The sequence below is a fragment of the Bacillus sp. FSL L8-0199 genome (genome assembly GCF_038005705.1).
Lineage (GTDB): Bacteria > Bacillota > Bacilli > Bacillales > Bacillaceae_G > Bacillus_A > Bacillus_A cereus.
The window spans coordinates 5,340,157-5,359,304 of record NZ_JBBOTS010000001.1; the positions used below are offsets into that span (position 1 = coordinate 5,340,157).

The following is a 19,148-nucleotide window of genomic DNA, read 5'->3' on the forward strand; positions in this document are numbered from 1 at the left end:
ATGAAAGAGGTTGATATAATGAAGACATTTCTTTCCGCCTTACAATGGGCACTATTTATTTTAGCTGGAAGCCTTATTGTACCAATTAGTGTCGCAACTAGTTATGGTCTTAATGGCGCTGAAGCCATCGCATTCGTACAAAGAACATTATTTGTTCTAGGTTTTGCTGGTCTCTTGCAAGCTATATTTGGGCATAAACTTCCTATTCAAGAAGGTCCTGCTGGCCTTTGGTGGGGAATTTTCTCCCTTTACGCAAGTTTAGGCGTCGTACTATTTGGATCAAATAATGAGACACTTAAAGTTCTTCAATATGCTTTCTTATTAAGCGGTATTATTTGTATTATTCTTAGCGTTTTTGGACTTATTGATAAACTCGTTCGCTATTTTACACCGACAGTCATTGGAACGTATTTATTTCTTCTTGTCGCGCAGCTTAGTGGCTCCTTCTTAAAGGGAATGTTTGGCCTTGATGGAAAACATACAGAAGTACAATCTAACGTATTTATTCTTTCACTCATTGTTATTTTACTATCCTTTTTCATCATGAAGCTACCTATTATTGGACAATATTCCGTTCTTTTCAGTATCGTATGCGGCTGGATATTATTCGCATGCTTCGGATTATCTAATCCAATAACACCAGTGACAGACATAATCCGTTTTCCATCCTTATTTGTTTTCGGAATGCCTCGTGTTGAATGGAACATGGTAATTACGGTCATTTTCGTTACACTCTTACTTCTAACAAATATGTTAGCAAGTATTCGTGTTGTACAAAAGGTTGTCTCTAAATATGAAGAAAACGCTGCATCAGATCGTTTTAAACAAGCTGGCATTATAACAGGAATCAACCAATTGCTAGGCGGCCTATTTTCAGCTATTGGGCCTGTCGCTATTTCTGGATCAGCAGGTTTTATTGCAACGACTAATATTTATAAACGTCTCCCGTTTATATTAGGGTCAAGCTTTATTATTGTCGTTAGTATATTTCCAAAGATTACTTCATTCTTTGCAGCAATCCCTGTTGCAGTTGGTTATGCCGCTATTTATCCTGTATTCGCAAGCATGATTGGCCTCGCCTTTCGAGAATACGAAACTGTCCAGGATAAAGAACGATTATTTAAAGTAGCCGGTCTTTCAATCTTTACAGGAGTCGGAGTTATGTTTGTTCCAGCAGGAGCATATTCCACACTTCCACCATTTCTAGCATCGTTTTTAAGTAATGGTCTCGTTCTTGGATCTGTAATGGCAATCTTGCTAGAAATACTATTTTCTCGTTCCACAGCAAAACAAATATCTTAAATTGGAAAACTTCCATTATTGCACTCTACCTTTAGAGTTGTTACGATAAAATCAAACTTTAATCATTGGGGTTTTATTCATCCCCAATGATTATTAACCAATATTATGAGCAACACACTCATAATAATTTATCTACTTCTTTTCAAAGAGGTTTGATGTCTTACTATTATTCCTCAATCTCTTCATGAACATGTATTTTGATTTCAATTAAAGAAAGGAATTTTCTATATGACTTATAAAATGATTGTTTTAGATTTAGATGATACTTTATTACGTGATGACCATACTATTTCACCTCGTACGAAAGAAGCATTAATGACTGCACAAGAGCAAGGTGTAAAAGTTGTACTTGCTTCTGGACGTCCAACATTCGGTATGCGCAATGTAGCGAAAGAACTTCGTTTAGAAGAATATGGCAGTTTCATTCTATCTTTTAATGGCGCAAAAATTATTAACTGTAAAACAAACGAAGAAATCTTTAGTAGTACGCTATCTCCTGAAATCGTTCACAACCTATTTGAAATTAGTAAAACTGAAGATGTATGGATTCATACTTATATGGGCGATGATATCGTAACAGAAGAAAATAATCCTTATACTGAAATTGAGGGCGATATTACTGGTATGCCAATTGTTGTAGTAGATGACTTTAAGGCTGCTGTTAAAGAGCCAGTAGTAAAAGTATTAATGAATAAAGAGGCTGAACGCCTTGTTGAAGTTGAAAAGAAACTACAAAAACAACTAGAAGGCCAATTAAGCGTGATGCGTTCGAAACCATTCTTCTTAGAATTTACTGAAGCTGGTGTTACAAAAGGAACGAGCTTAAACAAACTGATTCAAAAGCTTGGCATTAAGCGTGAAGAAGTTATCGCAATGGGCGATAGCTATAACGACCAAGCGATGATTGAATTTGCTGGTCTTGGCGTTGCAATGGGCAATGCACCTGATGATATTAAAGAAATTGCAAACTACGTAACAGATACAAATATGAACGATGGTGTTGCAAAAGTTGTAGAGAAATTCGTTTTAAAAACGGATGTACTTGTTTAATATTTTCATTCACAAAACCTATTTGAAGTCAAATGCTTCAAATAGGTTTTTATTTAAATTCTCATGCTTTTGTGACTATATTTTGAACTTTGCACTATTCTCGTAGTGTAAACTTTCTTTTTGTATATAATGAAACAAAATAGACTATTTTATTTTGAAAAAGAATACAAATTTACTATATACAAGCATACGTTAAAGGAGGCTACTTTATGTTATCTACACCAATCGGACGATTAAGAGCAATTGGACTAGTTGAGGGTATTTCTTTCCTATTACTATTATTTGTAGCAATGCCATTGAAATATTTCGCAGGATTTGCAACAGCTGTTAAAATTACAGGCATGGCTCATGGTGTTCTATTTATTCTATTCATCTTTGCAGTAATTCAAGTAACAATCGTACACCGTAAATCAATTTTATGGGCACTTGGAGCATTTGTTTCATCAGTTATCCCATTTGGCACTTTTGTACTAGATGCAAAATTAAAGAACGAGCAACAATAATAATAAAAAGGTAGTTAACGACTGTTAACTACCTTTTCTATTTATAAATTTGGAATTTCCCAATCAATTTCTCTTTCGCCCATATTAGCTAAAATCGTATTTACTTTAGAATATGGCTTACTACCAAAGAAACCACGTCTTGCCGATAATGGGCTTGGATGTACAGATTCGATAATATGATGATTCGGATTCGTAATTAACTTCTTCTTCGCCTGCGCATGGCGCCCCCACAATATGAAAATAACTGGCTTTTCACGTTCATTCAACAGTTCAATTACACGATCTGTGAAGTGCTCCCATCCTTTTCCCTTATGAGAATTTGCTTCGCCTTGACGAACTGTTAATACGGTATTTAGTAATAATACTCCTTGTTCCGCCCATTTTACTAAATAACCGTTATTCGGGATTTCATAACCATATTCATCTCGAAGTTCTTTATACATATTTAACAATGACGGTGGTGTTTTAACACCAGGTTGTACAGAAAAGCTTAAACCATGCGCTTGATTCGGTCCATGATATGGATCTTGTCCTAAAATAACAACCTTTGTATTTTCATAACTTGTATACTGAAGAGCGTTAAAAATATCTTCTACTTTCGGATAAACAACATACGTGCTGTATTCTTCTGTCAAAAAACTGGATAGAGTAAGATAATACTCTTTCTCGAATTCAGGTGCCAATAGTGGCTCCCAATCATTCTTTAAAATATTTTCCATACTGTCACTTCCTGTCTAATTAATTCACCATATCCTGTCTTGTAAATACTACGAACGAAATAACAAGAGAAACAACTGCCCAAACAGTTAAATTCATCAAAGAAAATCCCATCGATAAACCTTGTAATGCAGGTAATTTTCCTGATAAATAATCCGTTAATGATAGATTCACACTAAAAATATATTTGGCGCCTTCCCAAGATGTTGCGAACGAGCTTAAAATACCGCCTGCAATTAATGCAGCTAGCATAACGCCCATACCAGCTGGTGTATTACGAATTAAAACAGAGACCATAAATGATATAGTTCCGACAACGATAGCAACAAACCAGGCTAGTCCATACGCCATTAAGATGTATTGCCACTGCGGAATAAGATGCACAAAGTTCGTATTTAACGTTTCCTTATCAATAACAAATCCTGTTAAAACAGGTAAATTCCATCCCGAGTACCCAAATACAAGCCCTGATAATATGTAAGCAAACAAGCCTACAAGAAACAGTATGAGCGAAATGAAAAATAACATCGTCACGTATTTACTAAGGAGTATTTTCCAGCGCCGAATTGGCCGCGTAAGTAACATCTTCATCGTCCCATCACTTCGTTCTCCTGAAACGATATCAATGGCTACAATCATTACGAGAAGCGGAATAAATAATGTAATTCCTTGTTCAATAAATGCTCTGACAAAAGTTGGTGCACCCGGTGCCATCGGATTAATATCATGATCTAAATAATATTGTTGTTGCTCAACTCTTACCTTTAACCAATCACGCCATTCTTCTGGCAACCTAGAATTGTTCAACCGGTTCTGAGAATCAACAATTTGCTGTTGCAATGAAACCTTCCAATCGGTTGTACCGAGCCTTTTTTGTGTCGTTTCTATTTCACGATACTGCGCATACACAAAAAGCGGGATCAAGATTGCTAAAATAAGCATGACAACAAAAATACGTTTCTTACGGTAAATTTTTTCTGATTCATTTAAAACTAGATTCGCAAATTCACGCATGCTGCTCACCCCTTGTGAGTTCAATAAATAAATCTTCTAGCGTAAATACAAGCTCCTTAACGCTATGTACATCTATCTCATTTTCTACAAAGTGTTTATTCCAACTACTTATAGATGCAATATCCATGCGGCATAGTAATCGCTCGCCTTCTACACTTACTTCCCTTACTTCTTCGGCTGCTTCTAGCATATCTTTCGCCTTAGAAATTGGTGTAACAATCCATTCTACACGATCACTTGCTGTTTTAATTAATTCTTCAACCTTGGCAACTGTTATCATCTTTCCTTTATGAATAATAGCAACGCGATCGCATATCATTTGCACTTCACTTAGCAAGTGGCTTGAAATAAACACGCTCATATTTTCTTCTTTTACAAGCTTATGTATAAATTCCCTAAGTTCTCTAATCCCTGCTGGATCTAAACCATTCGTTGGCTCATCTAATATGAGCAATTTTGGATTCCCAAGGAGCGCCTGCGCAATTCCAAGGCGTTGTTTCATACCAAGTGAGTACGTTTTTACCTTATCATGAATTCTTTCATCTAAATGAACCATTTCAGCAATTTCAATAATACGTTCATCTGATATATCACCTAACATACGAGCAAATTGCTTTAAATTTTCCCATCCCGTTAAATATGTATACAACTCTGGGTTTTCAACGATACTCCCAATTTGACGCATCGCTTCTCTGAAATTTTCCTTAATCGAATAACCACCGATAAAAATCGTACCTTCTGTCGCCTTAATCAATCCGACTAACATTCGAATGGTAGTCGTCTTTCCAGCACCATTTGGTCCTAAGAACCCGAACACTTCTCCTTGCTTTACATCAAAGGAAATATTCTCTACAAGAGTCTTCTTTCCAATTACCTTCTTCAAATCTCGTACGGAAAGTATCGTCGTCATTTTACCCCTCCTTGTTCTAGTTTTAATTTACTTACAACATTTTGAACTAAACGTTCTGCCATATACGTATAACCTACTTCGTTCGGATGAAAATGATCAGAGTATAATAAATCTTTCCCGCGGTTTTGGAATAAATCAAATGTCGGTGTAATATACACATTTTTATCGTTTAGCGCTAACTTCTCTAAAGATGCATTCCAGTCCACAACAATGTTTGAAGACCCTTTTAAATCTTCTACATCTTCAAAAGGATTGTATAAACCAAGCCAAAAAATCGGACTATCTGTATTTAATTTACGAATTTCTTCTATAATTTTCTTTGCTTCATTTTGAAACGTTTCTGTGTCAGGACGATACGTCTCTAAATCTATTTTCCCAAGCGATTCCCAGCCTGGGAACAAATCATTCCCACCAATCGTTAACACGATTACATCTGCTTGCTTAATTGAATATTGAGCGCCATTACTTTCAATTTGTTTTAATAAATCGGGCATTTTTGCACCACTAACTGCTAAATTTGTTAATGCAATTTTTTGCTTATAATCTTTTTGTAAATCCTCTTTCATTCGCCCAACATAGCCAATTCCTTCTTTATCACCAACGCCACGCGTTAATGAATCACCTAAACTAACGATTTGTAACGTTCCCGTTTTCTTTTTCTCTTTTGCCACTACATCGGTCTTTTTAATTAAATTTGAAGCTTTCGGATTTAATACATCATTTACACCTGAAACAAAGCCATATGCAAATAAACAGAAAGATGCAATTGTAATGAGTAGAATTACTTTTACTACTTTTGATCTCATATCAAAACCCCTTTTAGCCCTCATAGATTGTCCATAATTATACCAAACGAAATTTTGAAAAGCGATTTTCACACCTTCTCAATTATGTCGTTTCTCTATCTACTAACTCTGGTAATAACTCTATATGCTTCACATCTAATTTCTCTTCATTAATCTTTTCATATAATAATTCAAACGCTTTTACTCCAACGTTTTTACTAGAATGCGAAATCGTCGTTATACCCAATATATCTGCCACCTCTTGATCATCACACCCGATAATCGTAATATCCTCTGGAATACGAATTCCTTGTTTTTTTGCTTCTGTAACCATCCCTGCTGCAATATGGTTACAAGATACAAGGAACGCCGTCGGTTTTACTGACATATGAGCCCATTCTCTAATTACATTGCGTCCATCTTCCACTGTAAAACAACCCTCAAATTTCCAGGTCTCTAACGGTGTTACGATACTCTGTTGAAGCGAATCTTCATATGCCTTCTTTCGTCTTTGGCTATTAACACTATTACTTCTTCCAATACAATATCCAATATGTGTATGACCGGCATCTATTAAGCTTTTCATCCCAAGTGAAAATACTTTGTAGTAATCGATATGGACACTTGAAATGCATTTTGAATCTATTTCTTCACACATAACAATCGGGCCGAATTTCGTATATTCTTCAAGCTTCTCCTTACTATTTGCCCGAGAACAAATAATAACCCCATCAAGCTTTTTCATTTTTAACATATTTAAAATTTCTAGTTCTCTTTCTTCGCTATAATTCGTCTGGCAAAGCATCATATTATAATTATTCTTGGCTGTCTCTTTTGATATCCCCTCGATAATAGCGCTATAATATTGATCATTTACGTGTGGCAATAAAACGCCAATTACATTCGTTTTTCCTTTCACTAAATGAATTGCATTCACGTTTTGCGTGTAATTTAATTCTTCTATAATCGCTAGAATTTCTTTTCGTTTCTGTTCATTTACGTACGGATGATTATTTAGTACACGTGAAACAGTTGAAACAGATACTCCAGCAAGTTCAGCAATCTTTCTTATATTTGTCATCTCATTTTCCCCTTCTCACAAAAATTCTCCCTTGACCTGGTAAGCTTTCCACAATATATCCTTTCCTAGCAAATACATTTAGAAAGGATATACAACTATGCTTCGATTCAAATTAGAATATATATTTTTCATTGGCGGTTTACTCATTCTTGCCATCGGTATTAATATGATGACGACAATTACTTCCTTTGGACTTAGCCCTTATGATTCCTTCTTTATTGCACTATATCAAAATTTTGGCATAAGTATTGGTTTTTGGATTTTTATGATTAACTTTGCCTTTACACTTATCGTACTCTTTTGGAATAAAAAACAAATTACAATCGGTACAATTGTAACGATGGTTCTTATTTCTCTTTTTGTTGATTGGATTGGTTCCATTACAACTATTATGGACGCTATCCGCTCTCTTCCAAAATATATAACACTTATTTGCGGAAATCTATTCGTTGGAGCTGGAATTGGTCTTTACGTCTCTACAAACTTTTGTGCAGCGCCTCAAGAAGCTTTCGTTTTAACGGTTGCTGAGAAGAAAAAATGGACGTTTAGAAGAACAGAGATTTCATTAGCCTTTTTATTTTTAACGTTAAGCTTTTTATTAGATGGACCTATCTATTTTGGAACAATCATCTTATCCTTTACAACAGGCTGGATTATCCAAGCATTTATTCAATTTGGTACGCAGATTTTAAATAGAAAAGAGCCTATTAAGCAAGCTGCTTAATAGGCTCTTTCTGTTTTATGGTAAGAGATACTACTTAGCATCCCCTTCAATTCGATAGTTCGCTTTCAAACAATCTATTTCTTCATACCCTTGCAACGTATGTAGAATATAATCATAATCAGCAAGAGACGCACGATGCGTTACAATTACAATTTCAGCCTTTCCTTTCTCTTCAAGCGGCATTTGAATAATTTTCTCAAAGCTAACTCCGCGCTCAGAGAACAATGAAGTAATTTTTGCAAATACACCAATTTCGTCTTTTACATGCAGTCTTAAAAACTTTTTCACGACAATTTCGTCTGGCTCTTTTAATACTTTTTGATATTGTGGGACTACAGCACTATTTCCTGTTACCCCTAATCTAATATTTTGCATTACAGCAACTAAATCCGAAACAACAGCTGTAGCTGTCGGTAAACTTCCTGCGCCTGGTCCATAAAACATCGTTTCCCCAACTGCTTCACCGTACACATACACAGCGTTATATTCATTTTGTACTGCCGCAAGAGGATGTGTATTTGGAAGTAAAGTTGGTTCAACTGTAACCTCCAATTTTTCACCATCTCGTTTTGCAAGACCGATTAATTTAATTGTATAACCTAAGCTCTTACTGTATTCAATATCTTCCTCTGTAATAGAGGTAATCCCTTTTACTTTCACGTCTCCAAGCTCTACATTTGTAGAGAAACCGAGAGTAGCTAAAATTGTCATTTTTCTTGCTGCATCTAAACCTTCTACATCTGATGTTGGATCTGCTTCTGCAAATCCAAGTTGTTGGGCTTCTTTTAACACGTCGTTATATGCTCTCCCTTCGTCTGACATTTTCGTCAAAATAAAATTTGTCGTTCCATTTACAATTCCCATTACTTTCGTAATAAGATCTGAAGAAAGTCCTTCTACGATACTGCGTAAAATTGGAATTCCCCCTGCCACACTCGCCTCATAGAATAAATCAGCCTTATTATCTTTTGCTGTCGCTAATAATTCAGCTCCATGTAATGCCATTAAGTCTTTATTTGCAGTTACAACATGCTTTCCGCTTTTTAAAGCTTGTAAAATATATGATTTTGCATCATCAATGCCACCCATCACTTCAATGACAACATCAATATTTGGATTATCTAAAATTTCAATTGCATCTTGTGTTAATAGAGTAGAAGGTACCTCTACCTCTCTCTCTTTCTCAATGTTTTGCACTAATACTTTCGTTACCTTCACTGGACAACCTACTTGGTGTATGAGTCGTTCTTGATGATCCGTAATAATACGAACCACACCACTGCCAACTGTCCCAAGACCTAATAACCCAACTTGAATTTCTTTCATAGTACTGTCCACCCCTCAAAAATTGTGTTTAGATGAAATTATATGAGTAAAAAATCCGAAAAACAATGTATTTTGAACATTCGGAAAAATAAAGGTTGATCTTTACAAGGAAAACGTTGCCACGTGTTACACAATCTTTCTTTACAATATATAAGGGGTTTCTTGATACACGTAATAATTCAACCAATTAGAAAACAATAAATTACCATGACTTCTCCACCTAACAAGCGGCTTTTCATCTGGATTATTATGTTTAAAATAGTTTTTTGGCACATCAATATTTAATCCCTTGTCACGATCTCGTTCGTATTCTTGTTTTAACGTCTCACAACTATATTCGCTATGTCCAAGGGCAAACACTTGCCTTCCTTCTGGCCCAATAACAAGGTGAACACCTGCTTCTTCAGAGTTTGCTAACAATGTTAAGTCTTTCACTCCTCTAATATCATTCTCTCGTACTTCTGTATGACGAGAATGCGGAGCAAAAAACAATTCATCAAATCCTTGTAACAATTTCACATGTTGCTCGCAAACTTCATGTTCAAATACACCGAACATTTTTTCCTTAAGGGGATACTTTGGAACACCATAATGATAGTACAAGCCAGCCTGTGCTCCCCAGCAAATATGGAGCGTAGATGTTACATTCGTTTTTGAATACTCCATAATATGTTTAAGCTCTTCCCAATAATCTACCTCTTCAAAAGCGAGGGTCTCCACTGGCGCTCCTGTAATAATGAGCCCATCAAACTTTTCATTTTCAATATCACGAAACGTTTTATAAAAGCTTGTTAAATGTTCTTGCGTTACATTACGAGATAGATGTGATTCCATATGAAGCAAATGAACATCTAATTGTAACGGTGTGTTTCCAATTAAGCGAAGTAATTGCGCCTCTGTGTCTTGCTTCGTTGGCATTAAATTTAATATAGCAATTTTCAAAGCGCGTATATCTTGTGTTTCCGCTCGCTCCTTCGTCATTACAAAAATATTTTCTTTTTGTAACACTTTGCGAGCCGGTAAATCTTTATCAATTATGATCGGCATGTGTTTTGCCCCCAACTAGAGCTGCTTCCAAATCTGCAATAATATCAGAAACATCTTCTATACCAACTGATAAACGAATTAAATCAGATGTAACACCAGCTAAACGCTGATCTTCAGCATTTAATTGTCTATGCGTCGTACTAGCAGGATGTATAACGCAAGTTCGTGCATCAGCTACGTGTGTTACGAGAGTTGCTAGTTTTACATTTGCGATAAATTCTTTTGCTGCTTCTAATCCGCCTTTAATACCGAAAGTTAAAACACCACTAGCACCTTTTTTCAAGTACTGTTGTGCCAATGAGTAATTTTCATTACTATCTAAGCCCGGATAATTCACCCATTCAATACGTTCATGATTAGCAAGCCACTTAGCAACCGCGAGAGCATTTTCACTATGACGTTCCACTCGTAAATGCAATGTTTCTAAGCCAATATTGCTAATATATGCATTGAATGGGCTCATACAATTTCCATAATCTCTTAATAGCTGAACACGTGCTTTCACAATATACGCTGCTGCACCAAAGTTTTGAACGTAACTTACACCGTGATAACTTGGATCTGGTTCAACAAGTTCAGGATACTTTCCATTTGTCCAATCAAAGTTTCCACCGTCAATTACAATACCGCCTAAGGAGCTCGCATGCCCATCGATATACTTCGTCGTAGAATGAACAATAATATTTGCCCCATGTTCAAACGCCTGGCATAAATAAGGAGTTGCTAATGTATTATCAACGATAAAAGGTACCTCTAATTCTTTAGCAGCAGCTGAAAATTCTTTAAAATTTAAAACATTCATCGCTGGATTTCCTAACGATTCTGCATAGATAAGTTTCGTCTTGTCATTAGCAAGCGCCGTAATTTCATCTGCCGTTAAATTTGGATTAAAGAACGTAACATCAATGCCCAGTTTACGCAAACTCACTCCAAATAAATTAAACGTTCCCCCGTAAACCGTTGAAGAACAAAGTAAATGATCCCCACTACTACAAATATTTAAAACTGCGAGCATAATAGCTGCTTGCCCAGAAGCCGTTGCAACAGCTCCTACACCGCCTTCTAAATCTGATAACTTCTGCTCAAATGCAGCTAGAGTAGGGTTTCCAATACGTGTATAAATATATCCTTCTGCCTCTAAGTTAAATAGGGCTGCTAAATCATCTGAAGTATCGTATTTATATGTTGTACTTTGATAAAGTGGTAAAACACGTGGTTCACCATTTTTTGGCGTATAGCCACCTTGCACACAAATTGTTCCTTTTCCCCATGATTCTCCCATCTCTCATTCTCCTTTCTTTTATACAAAATAAAAAACTGCCCCTTTCCTGAAAACAAGAAAGGAGCAGTTTGAAAACACGCTCTAAAGGCTCTTTCTTATCTCTCAGGATTACTACCTGCAGGATTTGGCACAATTCCGTTATACGGCTGTTGCCAAGGTTTCATCGGGCCTGTCCCTCCACCTTTTCTTGATAAGACTATGCAATTACCGTTGATTTTATAGCAATAATTTCCTAATGTCAAACAGTTTTTCTGAATGTTCTAAAATAAATGTTAACAGTTTCATATAAAGCAACAAAAGAAATATATTCTAGTCTATTTCAAAAAAGACCTTTAAAAACCGCAAATCAGTCTATAAAATTAAATAAGTAATTTAACCTATAAATTCAAATTCCCCTAAAGTTAGCCTATATGTTGAATAGGCCATCTTCTCAAAAAGATACTATATATATTCAATCCATTTTTCACTAGTATATTTCACTTTTTTACCTACTAAGATTTACATAACGGAGGTATAACATGACAAATAAAAAAGATATGCAGTACATACTTGCTCTATATGGCATTCTTCTAGGATCTATAGTAGGAGCTACAGTCTGGTTATTTTTAGTCACAATAAATATTGGAATCCACTTTATTTGGGGATACTTGCCTGAAGTTCTCTCTTTTCCCTCTTATTACACCCTTTGCGTAACAATAATTGGCGGGATCCTTGTTGGTCTATCACAAAAACATTTCGGTACATACCCACGCCTTATGCCTGAAGTGATGGCTGAATATAAAAAAACTGGTCGAATCGAATATCGCTTTGTCCATCAGGCTACTTTAACAGCGATTATTGTTTTAATTTTCGGAGCTAGTCTTGGTCCAGAAGCCGCACTAGTTGGAATTATAGGCGGACTGTGCACATGGGTAGGGGATCGCTTTAAATTTGCCTTAAAGGGTATGAATGAGCTAACCGAGATTGGAATTGGCGCTACTTTAAGTGTAATTTTTAACGCACCATTATTCGGTTATTTAGCACCAAATGAAAATGAAGGGGAACAAATTGCTGCTTTTTCTAAAGGAAAAAAGGCGATTGTATACTTAGCTACTACTTTCGCAGGTTTTTCTGTTTATTTACTACTGAGTAAACTCGATAATCGTGGATCCTTTATTGTTGATTTCGGGGAAGGTGCACTTTCTTTCAATGACTGGATTGCATTTCTTCCACTTGCTAGTATCGGTGCTATAGTTGGTTTCTTTTATTTCAAGTTAGAATTCACATTAGAGAAGTTAATTCACCCTTTTAGGGAATACAAACTGACACTCGGAATTATCGGTGGTATTTTATTAGGAATTGCGGGAACTTTTCTTCCGTACACATTATTTTCAGGGGAACATCAATTAAAAGAATTAGTTGTTGAATGGAGCCATTTATCTTTTTGGATACTACTTCTTTCAGGGATTTTAAAGTTGTGCATTACTGCCGTTTGTTTGAACACAGGGTGGCGAGGTGGACATATCTTCCCAATTATATTTTCCGGGTCAAGTATCGGATACGCTGTAGCATCTATTCTTCCTATAGATCCAGTAGCATCTGTTGCCATCGTAACGACAGCAATTTCAAGCTATGCGTTACGAAAGCCAATAGCTATAACATTACTATTACTTATGTTTTTCCCGCTTAATTTACTATTTCCCATGCTTGGTGCAGCTGCTATCGGGAATGCCTTTCCGCTCCCAAAACATAACGAAAATAAAAATTAATAAAAATAGGCAGTGGGGATGAAAGCTCCACTGCCTATTTTTTTATTACACATGCTGCTTTAATAACGCTTCTAACTCCTCAAAATTATGCACTTCATATGTCGGTATAATCCCACTATCATTTAATTTCCTTTCTGGATTAAACCAACAAGTATCAATTCCCACTACATATCCACCTTTAATATCAGCGCTTAATGAATCCCCAATAATCAGCCCTGCTTCAGGTGCAAAGTTAGGAATCCGTTCAAAAACATAATCAAAATACTCTTTCATCGGCTTTTGAAAACCTGTATCCTCCGAAACAAAAACATCTTTAAACAATGAATGTAACCCTGCATTACGCAAACGTTTATCTTGCGTCTTAGAAACACCATTTGTCACTATATACAACTCATACTCCCCTTGAATTTGATTTATAAATTCAAACGCACCTTGCATGAGTTGATTTCCTTCTTCTAAGTAGTTACGGTAATTATTTTCCAATAATATTCCGTCTACTTCTTCTCCATACTCTTTAAACAACAGAGAGAATCTTGTATTTACAACTTCATTGCGTGATAGTTCACCTTTTTCAAAAGCATCCCAAAGACCTTTATTTATTTTTTTATAACGAGCCTCTATCTCGTCTGTTAAAGGGATTCCCTTCTCTTCAAAAAGCACCCGTAAAGCCACTTTTTCAGCCTTTTGGAAATCTAGTAATGTATCATCTACATCAAATAACAATGTTTTATATTTTTTCATAAACTCATCACACTCTCTTTTCTACAAAAACAAATTTACATAAATCGTATCATTCCTTCTTGTAAAGATAATAGGAGATATCTCATACTATACATGGGGGTGAAAATATGAAAATCAGCAAAAATGAGGAAGAAATTTATCAATACATGCGAATCCATCAATTCCATACCCTATTTTCATTTCATGTCTTGCCATATGTAGAGCTGCATTCTTTTCAAACGAAAGAGATGATATGTAGCGAAGGAAATGCTCTCCCTTATCTCTATTACTTAATTTCTGGGAAGGCAAAAATATATATGAGTCATAAAAACGGGAAGGTTTCATTAATTAATTTTATTCAAGCACCATCTTTTATCGGGGAATTAGGATTAATAGGAGTAGAAAATATTACTAAGTCCGTTGAAGTACTAGAAGATTGTGTGTGTTTGGCACTTCCTCTTAAAGATTGTCAGCAACTTTTATTACAAGATGCAACGTTTTTACAGCACTTATGTAAATTTATTGGAGAAAAGACAATTACTCGCACTGAAAATTACGCAAAAAACTATAGTTATCCTTTTGAAAATCGATTAGCTGCTTTTATTTTATTAACAGAGCAAAATAATTGTTATATAGAAAAGCATACCGAGGCCTCGGAATATTTAAATGTCAGCTACCGTCATCTTTTATATGTATTAAATCAGTTTTGCCAACAAAATTATTTAAGAAAAGAAGGCCGAACATATTATATACAAGATCGAAATACATTAGAAAAACTTGCTGATGAACTAAAAATATAAAAAAACAGCATTAACATGTAAACGTTAATGCTGTTTTTTCGAGTGACGATTATAATTTTAATTAAAATTCACTTGCTACTTTAGCTGCTTCTTCAAGACCTACAGCGATGATTTCTTCTGCTTTATCTGGAAATTGGTTATGTCCTTCAATAACTACTGTTTCCATGTTTGTTGCGCCGAAGAAGCCCATCATACTTGCTACATATTTAACAGCCATTTCTACCTCAGCTGCTGGACCTTCTGAATATACGCCGCCTCTTGCATTTAATAATGCAATCTTCTTATCTCCGATTAGACCAACTGGACCCTCTGGCGTATATTTGAACGTTTTACCAGCACGGTTTAAATAATCAATATATGTGTGCAATACTGCTGGAATCGTTAAGTTCCATAATGGGAAGCCGAAAACAACTTTATCAGCTTCTAGGAATTGATTTAAATACTTATCAGCAACTGCTACTGCTTTTGCCTCTTCTTCTGTTAAATCAAATCCTTTACCTACCTTGAATGTACCATTAATCATATCTACGCCTACATATGGTAATTCTTCTTTATATAAATCAAGTTCTACTACTGTATCATTTGGGTGTGCTTCTTTATAGTTTGCTAAAAATGCCTCATATAATTTTACACTAACTGCTTGTTCCGCTGGGCGGTTATTTGCTTTAACGAATAAAACTGTTGCCATTATTTATTCCTCCTAGTACTCACTCTTATGTTGTTATATGCTTTCAAAAAAGGTATCCCTTGTAATTGTTGTTTTGTTGCTTACAAACATATTTTATCTTTATATAATGACAATTTCGTCCTCACATAGACGTATTTTTCCATAAAAAAAGTCCACCTTCTAAAGGCGAACTTGGTCTTACGACTTTCGTCTTATACAATTCCATTTTTCACTGCATATAATGCCGCTTGCGTACGATCAGATAAATTCAACTTACTCAAAATACTACTTACATGCGCCTTAACTGTCTTTTCTGTAATAACTAAAACAGATGCAATTTCCTTATTGCTCATCCCTTTTGCTAATAGCTGCAATACTTCATTTTCTCTCGCTGTTAGCACATCCACTTGAATAGAAGGTTCTTCTTCCTTTTCTTCTACAGGTAATGTTTGAGAGAGAAGAGCATTTGCTATATCCGGATGTAATTGAATATTACCTTTATATGCGCTTCGAATAGCCTCAACAAGCTGATCTGGTTCTACATCTTTTAAAATATAACCACTTGCTCCAGCCCTTAATGCAGGTAACACATGCGCCTGATCAGAAAAGCTAGTTAATACAATTACTTTCACATTTGGATACTCTTTTTTAATATATGCCGTCGCCTCAACACCATCCATTTCAGGCATATATAAATCCATTAATATAACATCGGGATTTGTTTCTCCTACTTTCACTAACGCTTCTTTCCCATTATTCGCTTCTCCAACTAACTCTAAATCTTCCTGTGTACTTAAGAAAAATGCTAATCCTTTTAAAACGACTGTATGATCATCAACTAACAATACTTTTATTTTCACAAACTTCCCTCATTTTCACATCATAATGGTACATTTACTTTTACGCTCGTTCGTTTATTACTACTTACAATTTTAATTGTTCCACCAACTAATTCTACTCTTTCACGCATCGTAGTCATACCTAGTGATTTCTTTTCTTTTATATTCTTTTCCACAAAGCCCTTTCCTTGATCAACTATTTCTAATGATACATTTTTCTCATTCACTGTAAAATAAATCGTCGCTTCTTTTACACCTGCATGCTTACTTACATTGTTCAGTGCTTCTTGGCCTATGCGCCACAAAGCTTCTTCTACTACACGAGGTAAATCACGAACACCCGTAACTTGCTCCCTAATTTTCAGTCCCAAATTTTCACCGTACTGCTTTAGAGCTGGCAATAATCCTTTTTCTAATCCCGCCGGACGAAGCTGCCAAATTAATGTCCTCATTTCTTTCAAAGCTCCTTGCGCAAGTTCACGCATCTCATGCAAAGATTGATCTACCTTTTCATTTTTACCTTTTAAAACTGCCTCGGCGCCTTTTGTCATGAAGGTTAATGAAAATAATTTTTGCGAAACAGAATCATGTAAATCTCTTGCTAACCGATTTCTTTCTTCCATTCGTACAAGTTCACGGCGCTGCTCGTTTAACCTCAAATTCTCTATTATTAACGAAACATGGTTCGATAATGCTTGAATTACATCTATTGTATTAGCATCAAACTCTCCATTATTCAAGCTAACACATAAAACACCAAATATATGGTTTTGAATATGTATTGGTGTAGCAATAACAGCTCGATTTAGATGTACATTATGTCCTATTTGATGTTTTATTAGAACTGGTTCATCTTGTTCTAACGCCCTCTTGGCCGCCTCTTTTACATCCTCTTGTAACTCTTCCTGAACGTAAGACGCTCGCAGAGATAATTCTTTTTCCTCCCTAATAAAAAGCGCTACTTGATTCCATTGAAATACTTCACCTACGTGATTTACCACTTTTTCAGGTAGTACATTAAACTTATGAATCGTTTTTAAATCTTGAATGAAACGCTCTAATTTCACATAATAATGTGCTCTTCTCTTTTCATTTTCATATAATTTTGTTCGCTTTAAAGCCGTACCAATTTGGAAGGCAACCGATTGGAGTAATACTAATTCTTCTTCTGAAAAATGTGTTTTACCCGGACTTGCAACATTTAACAACCCAAATTTTTCTCCCCCAGCTTTTAAAGGAACCGTAGCATGATGAAGAATGCCCTCCGTATCTCCCCAATTATATTCAATTGCATTATTAATTCTTTTACATTCAATAATATTAACGGCTCTCTCTAATTTTCCATCTACAAAACCTCGTAAACACCAACATTCACCTTCGCACATCGGGCGTTTATTTTCATATGTAAGTGCCTCTGGTAATTGATAATCAATTAACTTCGTATACTTCCCATTTTCATCCGCAAGAAAAATCCATCCTGTCGTTAAACCTGTTACACTTAGTAATTTCTCTAGGACAGCTTGCAATACATGATATGTATCATTTGATGTATTTAATGTTTCTGCAATTTCCTTTAATATAACTAATTCATTTGTACGATTATCTCGAAACATACTCAGTCTCCTGCATACAAGATTTTAAATAGCTCTTAAAATAAATCATCTACTTTTCACTTTGTACTTATTCGTAACATTGATATAATGGTGAAAACATAGTTTTCATTATATCACTCGAGGGGGCTTTCATAATGACATTAAATAAAGCACTTACTATCGCTGGTTCTGACACAAGTGGCGGTGCTGGTATACAAGCAGATTTAAAAACATTCCAAGAACTGGGCGTATACGGAATGACATCTCTTACAACAATCGTAACGATGGATCCACATAACGGTTGGGCACATAACGTATTTCCAATCCCAGCTTCTACATTAAAACCACAATTAGAAACAACAATTGAAGGTGTTGGCGTAGACGCTTTAAAAACAGGTATGCTTGGATCAGTAGAAATTATTGAAATGGTTGCAGAAACAATCGAAAAGCACAATTTCAAAAATGTAGTAGTTGACCCTGTTATGGTATGTAAAGGTGCTGATGAAGCATTACATCCTGAAACGAATGATTGCTTACGTGACGTTCTTGTTCCAAAGGCATTAGTTGTAACACCAAACTTATTTGAAGCTTACCAATTAAGTGGCGTAAAAATTAATTCTCTTGAAGACATGAAAGAAGCAGCGAAAAAGATCCATGCTTTAGGTGCGAAATACGTCCTAATTAAAGGCGGTAGCAAACTTGGTACGGAAACTGCAATCGACGTCCTATATGATGGAGAGACATTCGACCTTCTAGAATCAGAAAAAATTGATACGACAAATACACACGGCGCAGGTTGCACATATTCTGCTGCAATTACAGCAGAACTTGCAAAAGGAAAACCTGTGAAAGAAGCAGTAAAAACTGCTAAAGAATTCATCACAGCTGCTATTCGTTACTCATTCAAAATTAACGAATACGTAGGTCCAACTCACCATGGTGCATATCGTAAATTTGTTGTATCAAAAGAACTTGTCTAATATATAAATAAAAAACACTCACAAAGTTCATACATTGCCTCTGTGAGTGTTTTTTATAAGC

At 35.6% G+C, this 19,148-nt stretch carries 19 protein-coding genes and 1 riboswitch; of the genes, 7 read left to right on the top strand and 12 right to left on the bottom strand.

Annotated elements, in window-relative coordinates:
* The first annotated feature begins 18 nt into the window (after positions 1–18).
* The 3 genes from NST86_RS27645 to NST86_RS27655 all read left to right on the top strand — a co-directional run bounded on the left by NST86_RS27645 (position 19) and on the right by NST86_RS27655 (position 2,855).
* Entirely contained in the window at positions 19–1,302 is a 1,284-nt protein-coding gene (locus tag NST86_RS27645; protein WP_061664276.1) for a purine/pyrimidine permease, read from the top strand.
* A 228-nt stretch (positions 1,303–1,530) separates the two neighbouring features.
* Positions 1,531–2,352 carry a Cof-type HAD-IIB family hydrolase gene (locus tag NST86_RS27650; RefSeq protein ID WP_000221382.1) on the top strand — a complete coding sequence of 274 codons (822 nt, stop codon included), beginning with the start codon at positions 1,531–1,533 and terminating at the stop codon, positions 2,350–2,352.
* Between the two features lie 209 nt (positions 2,353–2,561).
* On the top strand, positions 2,562–2,855 hold the full coding sequence (locus NST86_RS27655) for a DUF3817 domain-containing protein (RefSeq protein ID WP_000953396.1): 294 nt from the start codon (positions 2,562–2,564) through the stop codon (positions 2,853–2,855).
* A gap of 41 nt (positions 2,856–2,896) precedes the next feature.
* Here the strand turns inward: NST86_RS27655 and NST86_RS27660 are convergent, their stop codons facing one another.
* Genes NST86_RS27660 through NST86_RS27680 form a run of 5 tightly spaced genes read right to left on the bottom strand, consistent with a single transcriptional unit; the run spans position 2,897 to position 7,362 of the window.
* On the bottom strand, positions 2,897–3,574 hold the full coding sequence (locus NST86_RS27660; protein ID WP_061664275.1) for a uracil-DNA glycosylase: 678 nt from the start codon (positions 3,572–3,574) through the stop codon (positions 2,897–2,899).
* A 19-nt stretch (positions 3,575–3,593) separates the two neighbouring features.
* Positions 3,594–4,586, bottom strand: a complete 993-nt coding sequence (locus NST86_RS27665; RefSeq protein ID WP_001206477.1) for an ABC transporter permease subunit — start codon at positions 4,584–4,586, stop codon at positions 3,594–3,596.
* Positions 4,579–5,496 (bottom strand): ABC transporter ATP-binding protein, encoded by a 918-nt coding sequence (locus NST86_RS27670; RefSeq protein ID WP_016118962.1) that lies wholly within the window; start codon positions 5,494–5,496, stop codon positions 4,579–4,581. Before NST86_RS27670 ends, NST86_RS27665 begins: the two co-directional genes overlap by 8 nt.
* Positions 5,493–6,374, bottom strand: a complete 882-nt coding sequence (locus NST86_RS27675) for an SGNH/GDSL hydrolase family protein (protein ID WP_002022849.1) — start codon at positions 6,372–6,374, stop codon at positions 5,493–5,495. Before NST86_RS27675 ends, NST86_RS27670 begins: the two co-directional genes overlap by 4 nt.
* A 10-nt stretch (positions 6,375–6,384) precedes the next feature.
* Entirely contained in the window at positions 6,385–7,362 is a 978-nt protein-coding gene (locus NST86_RS27680) for a LacI family DNA-binding transcriptional regulator (protein WP_016118963.1), read from the bottom strand.
* A 97-nt stretch (positions 7,363–7,459) separates the two neighbouring features.
* Between NST86_RS27680 and NST86_RS27685 the strand changes: the two genes are divergently transcribed.
* Positions 7,460–8,086 carry a YczE/YyaS/YitT family protein gene (locus tag NST86_RS27685; protein WP_016118964.1) on the top strand — a complete coding sequence of 209 codons (627 nt, stop codon included), beginning with the start codon at positions 7,460–7,462 and terminating at the stop codon, positions 8,084–8,086.
* A gap of 30 nt (positions 8,087–8,116) precedes the next feature.
* On the opposite strand, the gene NST86_RS27690 is transcribed toward NST86_RS27685, so the two are convergent.
* The 3 genes from NST86_RS27690 to NST86_RS27700 form a co-directional block, all read right to left on the bottom strand.
* A complete protein-coding gene (locus NST86_RS27690) occupies positions 8,117–9,412 on the bottom strand; it encodes a homoserine dehydrogenase (RefSeq protein ID WP_061664274.1) in 1,296 nt (431 codons plus the stop codon).
* A 141-nt stretch (positions 9,413–9,553) separates the two neighbouring features.
* Positions 9,554–10,459, bottom strand: a complete 906-nt coding sequence (gene metA / locus NST86_RS27695) for a homoserine O-acetyltransferase MetA (protein ID WP_001121538.1) — start codon at positions 10,457–10,459, stop codon at positions 9,554–9,556.
* Positions 10,443–11,741, bottom strand: coding sequence for a bifunctional O-acetylhomoserine aminocarboxypropyltransferase/cysteine synthase (locus NST86_RS27700; RefSeq protein WP_061664273.1), 1,299 nt, complete (start codon positions 11,739–11,741; stop codon positions 10,443–10,445). Before NST86_RS27700 ends, metA begins: the two co-directional genes overlap by 17 nt.
* Before the next feature lie 92 nt (positions 11,742–11,833).
* Positions 11,834–11,938, bottom strand: a riboswitch (SAM riboswitch).
* Between the two features lie 321 nt (positions 11,939–12,259).
* Between NST86_RS27700 and NST86_RS27705 the strand changes: the two genes are divergently transcribed.
* Entirely contained in the window at positions 12,260–13,489 is a 1,230-nt protein-coding gene (locus tag NST86_RS27705; protein WP_061664272.1) for a chloride channel protein, read from the top strand.
* Between the two features lie 45 nt (positions 13,490–13,534).
* Here NST86_RS27705 and NST86_RS27710 read toward each other — a convergent pair whose 3' ends face one another.
* Positions 13,535–14,230 carry a YjjG family noncanonical pyrimidine nucleotidase gene (locus NST86_RS27710; RefSeq protein WP_063263984.1) on the bottom strand — a complete coding sequence of 232 codons (696 nt, stop codon included), beginning with the start codon at positions 14,228–14,230 and terminating at the stop codon, positions 13,535–13,537.
* Positions 14,231–14,337: 107 nt separating this feature from the next.
* Here NST86_RS27710 and NST86_RS27715 point away from each other — a divergent pair, with 107 nt between their 5' ends.
* Positions 14,338–15,009 carry a transcriptional regulator YeiL gene (locus NST86_RS27715; RefSeq protein WP_000703322.1) on the top strand — a complete coding sequence of 224 codons (672 nt, stop codon included), beginning with the start codon at positions 14,338–14,340 and terminating at the stop codon, positions 15,007–15,009.
* A 61-nt stretch (positions 15,010–15,070) separates the two neighbouring features.
* Here NST86_RS27715 and NST86_RS27720 read toward each other — a convergent pair whose 3' ends face one another.
* The 3 genes from NST86_RS27720 to NST86_RS27730 form a co-directional block, all read right to left on the bottom strand.
* Positions 15,071–15,697 (bottom strand): FMN-dependent NADH-azoreductase, encoded by a 627-nt coding sequence (locus tag NST86_RS27720; protein ID WP_044797723.1) that lies wholly within the window; start codon positions 15,695–15,697, stop codon positions 15,071–15,073.
* Between the two features lie 191 nt (positions 15,698–15,888).
* Positions 15,889–16,536, bottom strand: coding sequence for a response regulator (locus NST86_RS27725; RefSeq protein ID WP_000695799.1), 648 nt, complete (start codon positions 16,534–16,536; stop codon positions 15,889–15,891).
* A 20-nt stretch (positions 16,537–16,556) separates the two neighbouring features.
* Entirely contained in the window at positions 16,557–18,128 is a 1,572-nt protein-coding gene (locus NST86_RS27730) for a GAF domain-containing sensor histidine kinase (RefSeq protein ID WP_061664270.1), read from the bottom strand.
* A gap of 134 nt (positions 18,129–18,262) precedes the next feature.
* Between NST86_RS27730 and pdxK the strand changes: the two genes are divergently transcribed.
* Positions 18,263–19,087 carry a pyridoxine/pyridoxal/pyridoxamine kinase gene (gene pdxK / locus NST86_RS27735; protein ID WP_000174252.1) on the top strand — a complete coding sequence of 275 codons (825 nt, stop codon included), beginning with the start codon at positions 18,263–18,265 and terminating at the stop codon, positions 19,085–19,087.
* The last annotated feature ends 61 nt before the right edge of the window (positions 19,088–19,148 follow it).

Coding starts and splice junctions, on each gene's coding strand:
- NST86_RS27645 (WP_061664276.1), top strand. CDS start 19: ATGAAGACATTTCTTTCCGCCTTACAATGGGCACTATTTATTTTAGCT.
- NST86_RS27650 (WP_000221382.1), top strand. CDS start 1,531: ATGACTTATAAAATGATTGTTTTAGATTTAGATGATACTTTATTACGT.
- NST86_RS27655 (WP_000953396.1), top strand. CDS start 2,562: ATGTTATCTACACCAATCGGACGATTAAGAGCAATTGGACTAGTTGAG.
- NST86_RS27660 (WP_061664275.1), bottom strand. CDS start 3,574: ATGGAAAATATTTTAAAGAATGATTGGGAGCCACTATTGGCACCTGAA.
- NST86_RS27665 (WP_001206477.1), bottom strand. CDS start 4,586: ATGCGTGAATTTGCGAATCTAGTTTTAAATGAATCAGAAAAAATTTAC.
- NST86_RS27670 (WP_016118962.1), bottom strand. CDS start 5,496: ATGACGACGATACTTTCCGTACGAGATTTGAAGAAGGTAATTGGAAAG.
- NST86_RS27680 (WP_016118963.1), bottom strand. CDS start 7,362: ATGACAAATATAAGAAAGATTGCTGAACTTGCTGGAGTATCTGTTTCA.
- NST86_RS27685 (WP_016118964.1), top strand. CDS start 7,460: ATGCTTCGATTCAAATTAGAATATATATTTTTCATTGGCGGTTTACTC.
- NST86_RS27690 (WP_061664274.1), bottom strand. CDS start 9,412: ATGAAAGAAATTCAAGTTGGGTTATTAGGTCTTGGGACAGTTGGCAGT.
- metA (WP_001121538.1), bottom strand. CDS start 10,459: ATGCCGATCATAATTGATAAAGATTTACCGGCTCGCAAAGTGTTACAA.
- NST86_RS27700 (WP_061664273.1), bottom strand. CDS start 11,741: ATGGGAGAATCATGGGGAAAAGGAACAATTTGTGTGCAAGGTGGCTAT.
- NST86_RS27705 (WP_061664272.1), top strand. CDS start 12,260: ATGACAAATAAAAAAGATATGCAGTACATACTTGCTCTATATGGCATT.
- NST86_RS27710 (WP_063263984.1), bottom strand. CDS start 14,230: ATGAAAAAATATAAAACATTGTTATTTGATGTAGATGATACATTACTA.
- NST86_RS27715 (WP_000703322.1), top strand. CDS start 14,338: ATGAAAATCAGCAAAAATGAGGAAGAAATTTATCAATACATGCGAATC.
- NST86_RS27720 (WP_044797723.1), bottom strand. CDS start 15,697: ATGGCAACAGTTTTATTCGTTAAAGCAAATAACCGCCCAGCGGAACAA.
- NST86_RS27730 (WP_061664270.1), bottom strand. CDS start 18,128: ATGTTTCGAGATAATCGTACAAATGAATTAGTTATATTAAAGGAAATT.
- pdxK (WP_000174252.1), top strand. CDS start 18,263: ATGACATTAAATAAAGCACTTACTATCGCTGGTTCTGACACAAGTGGC.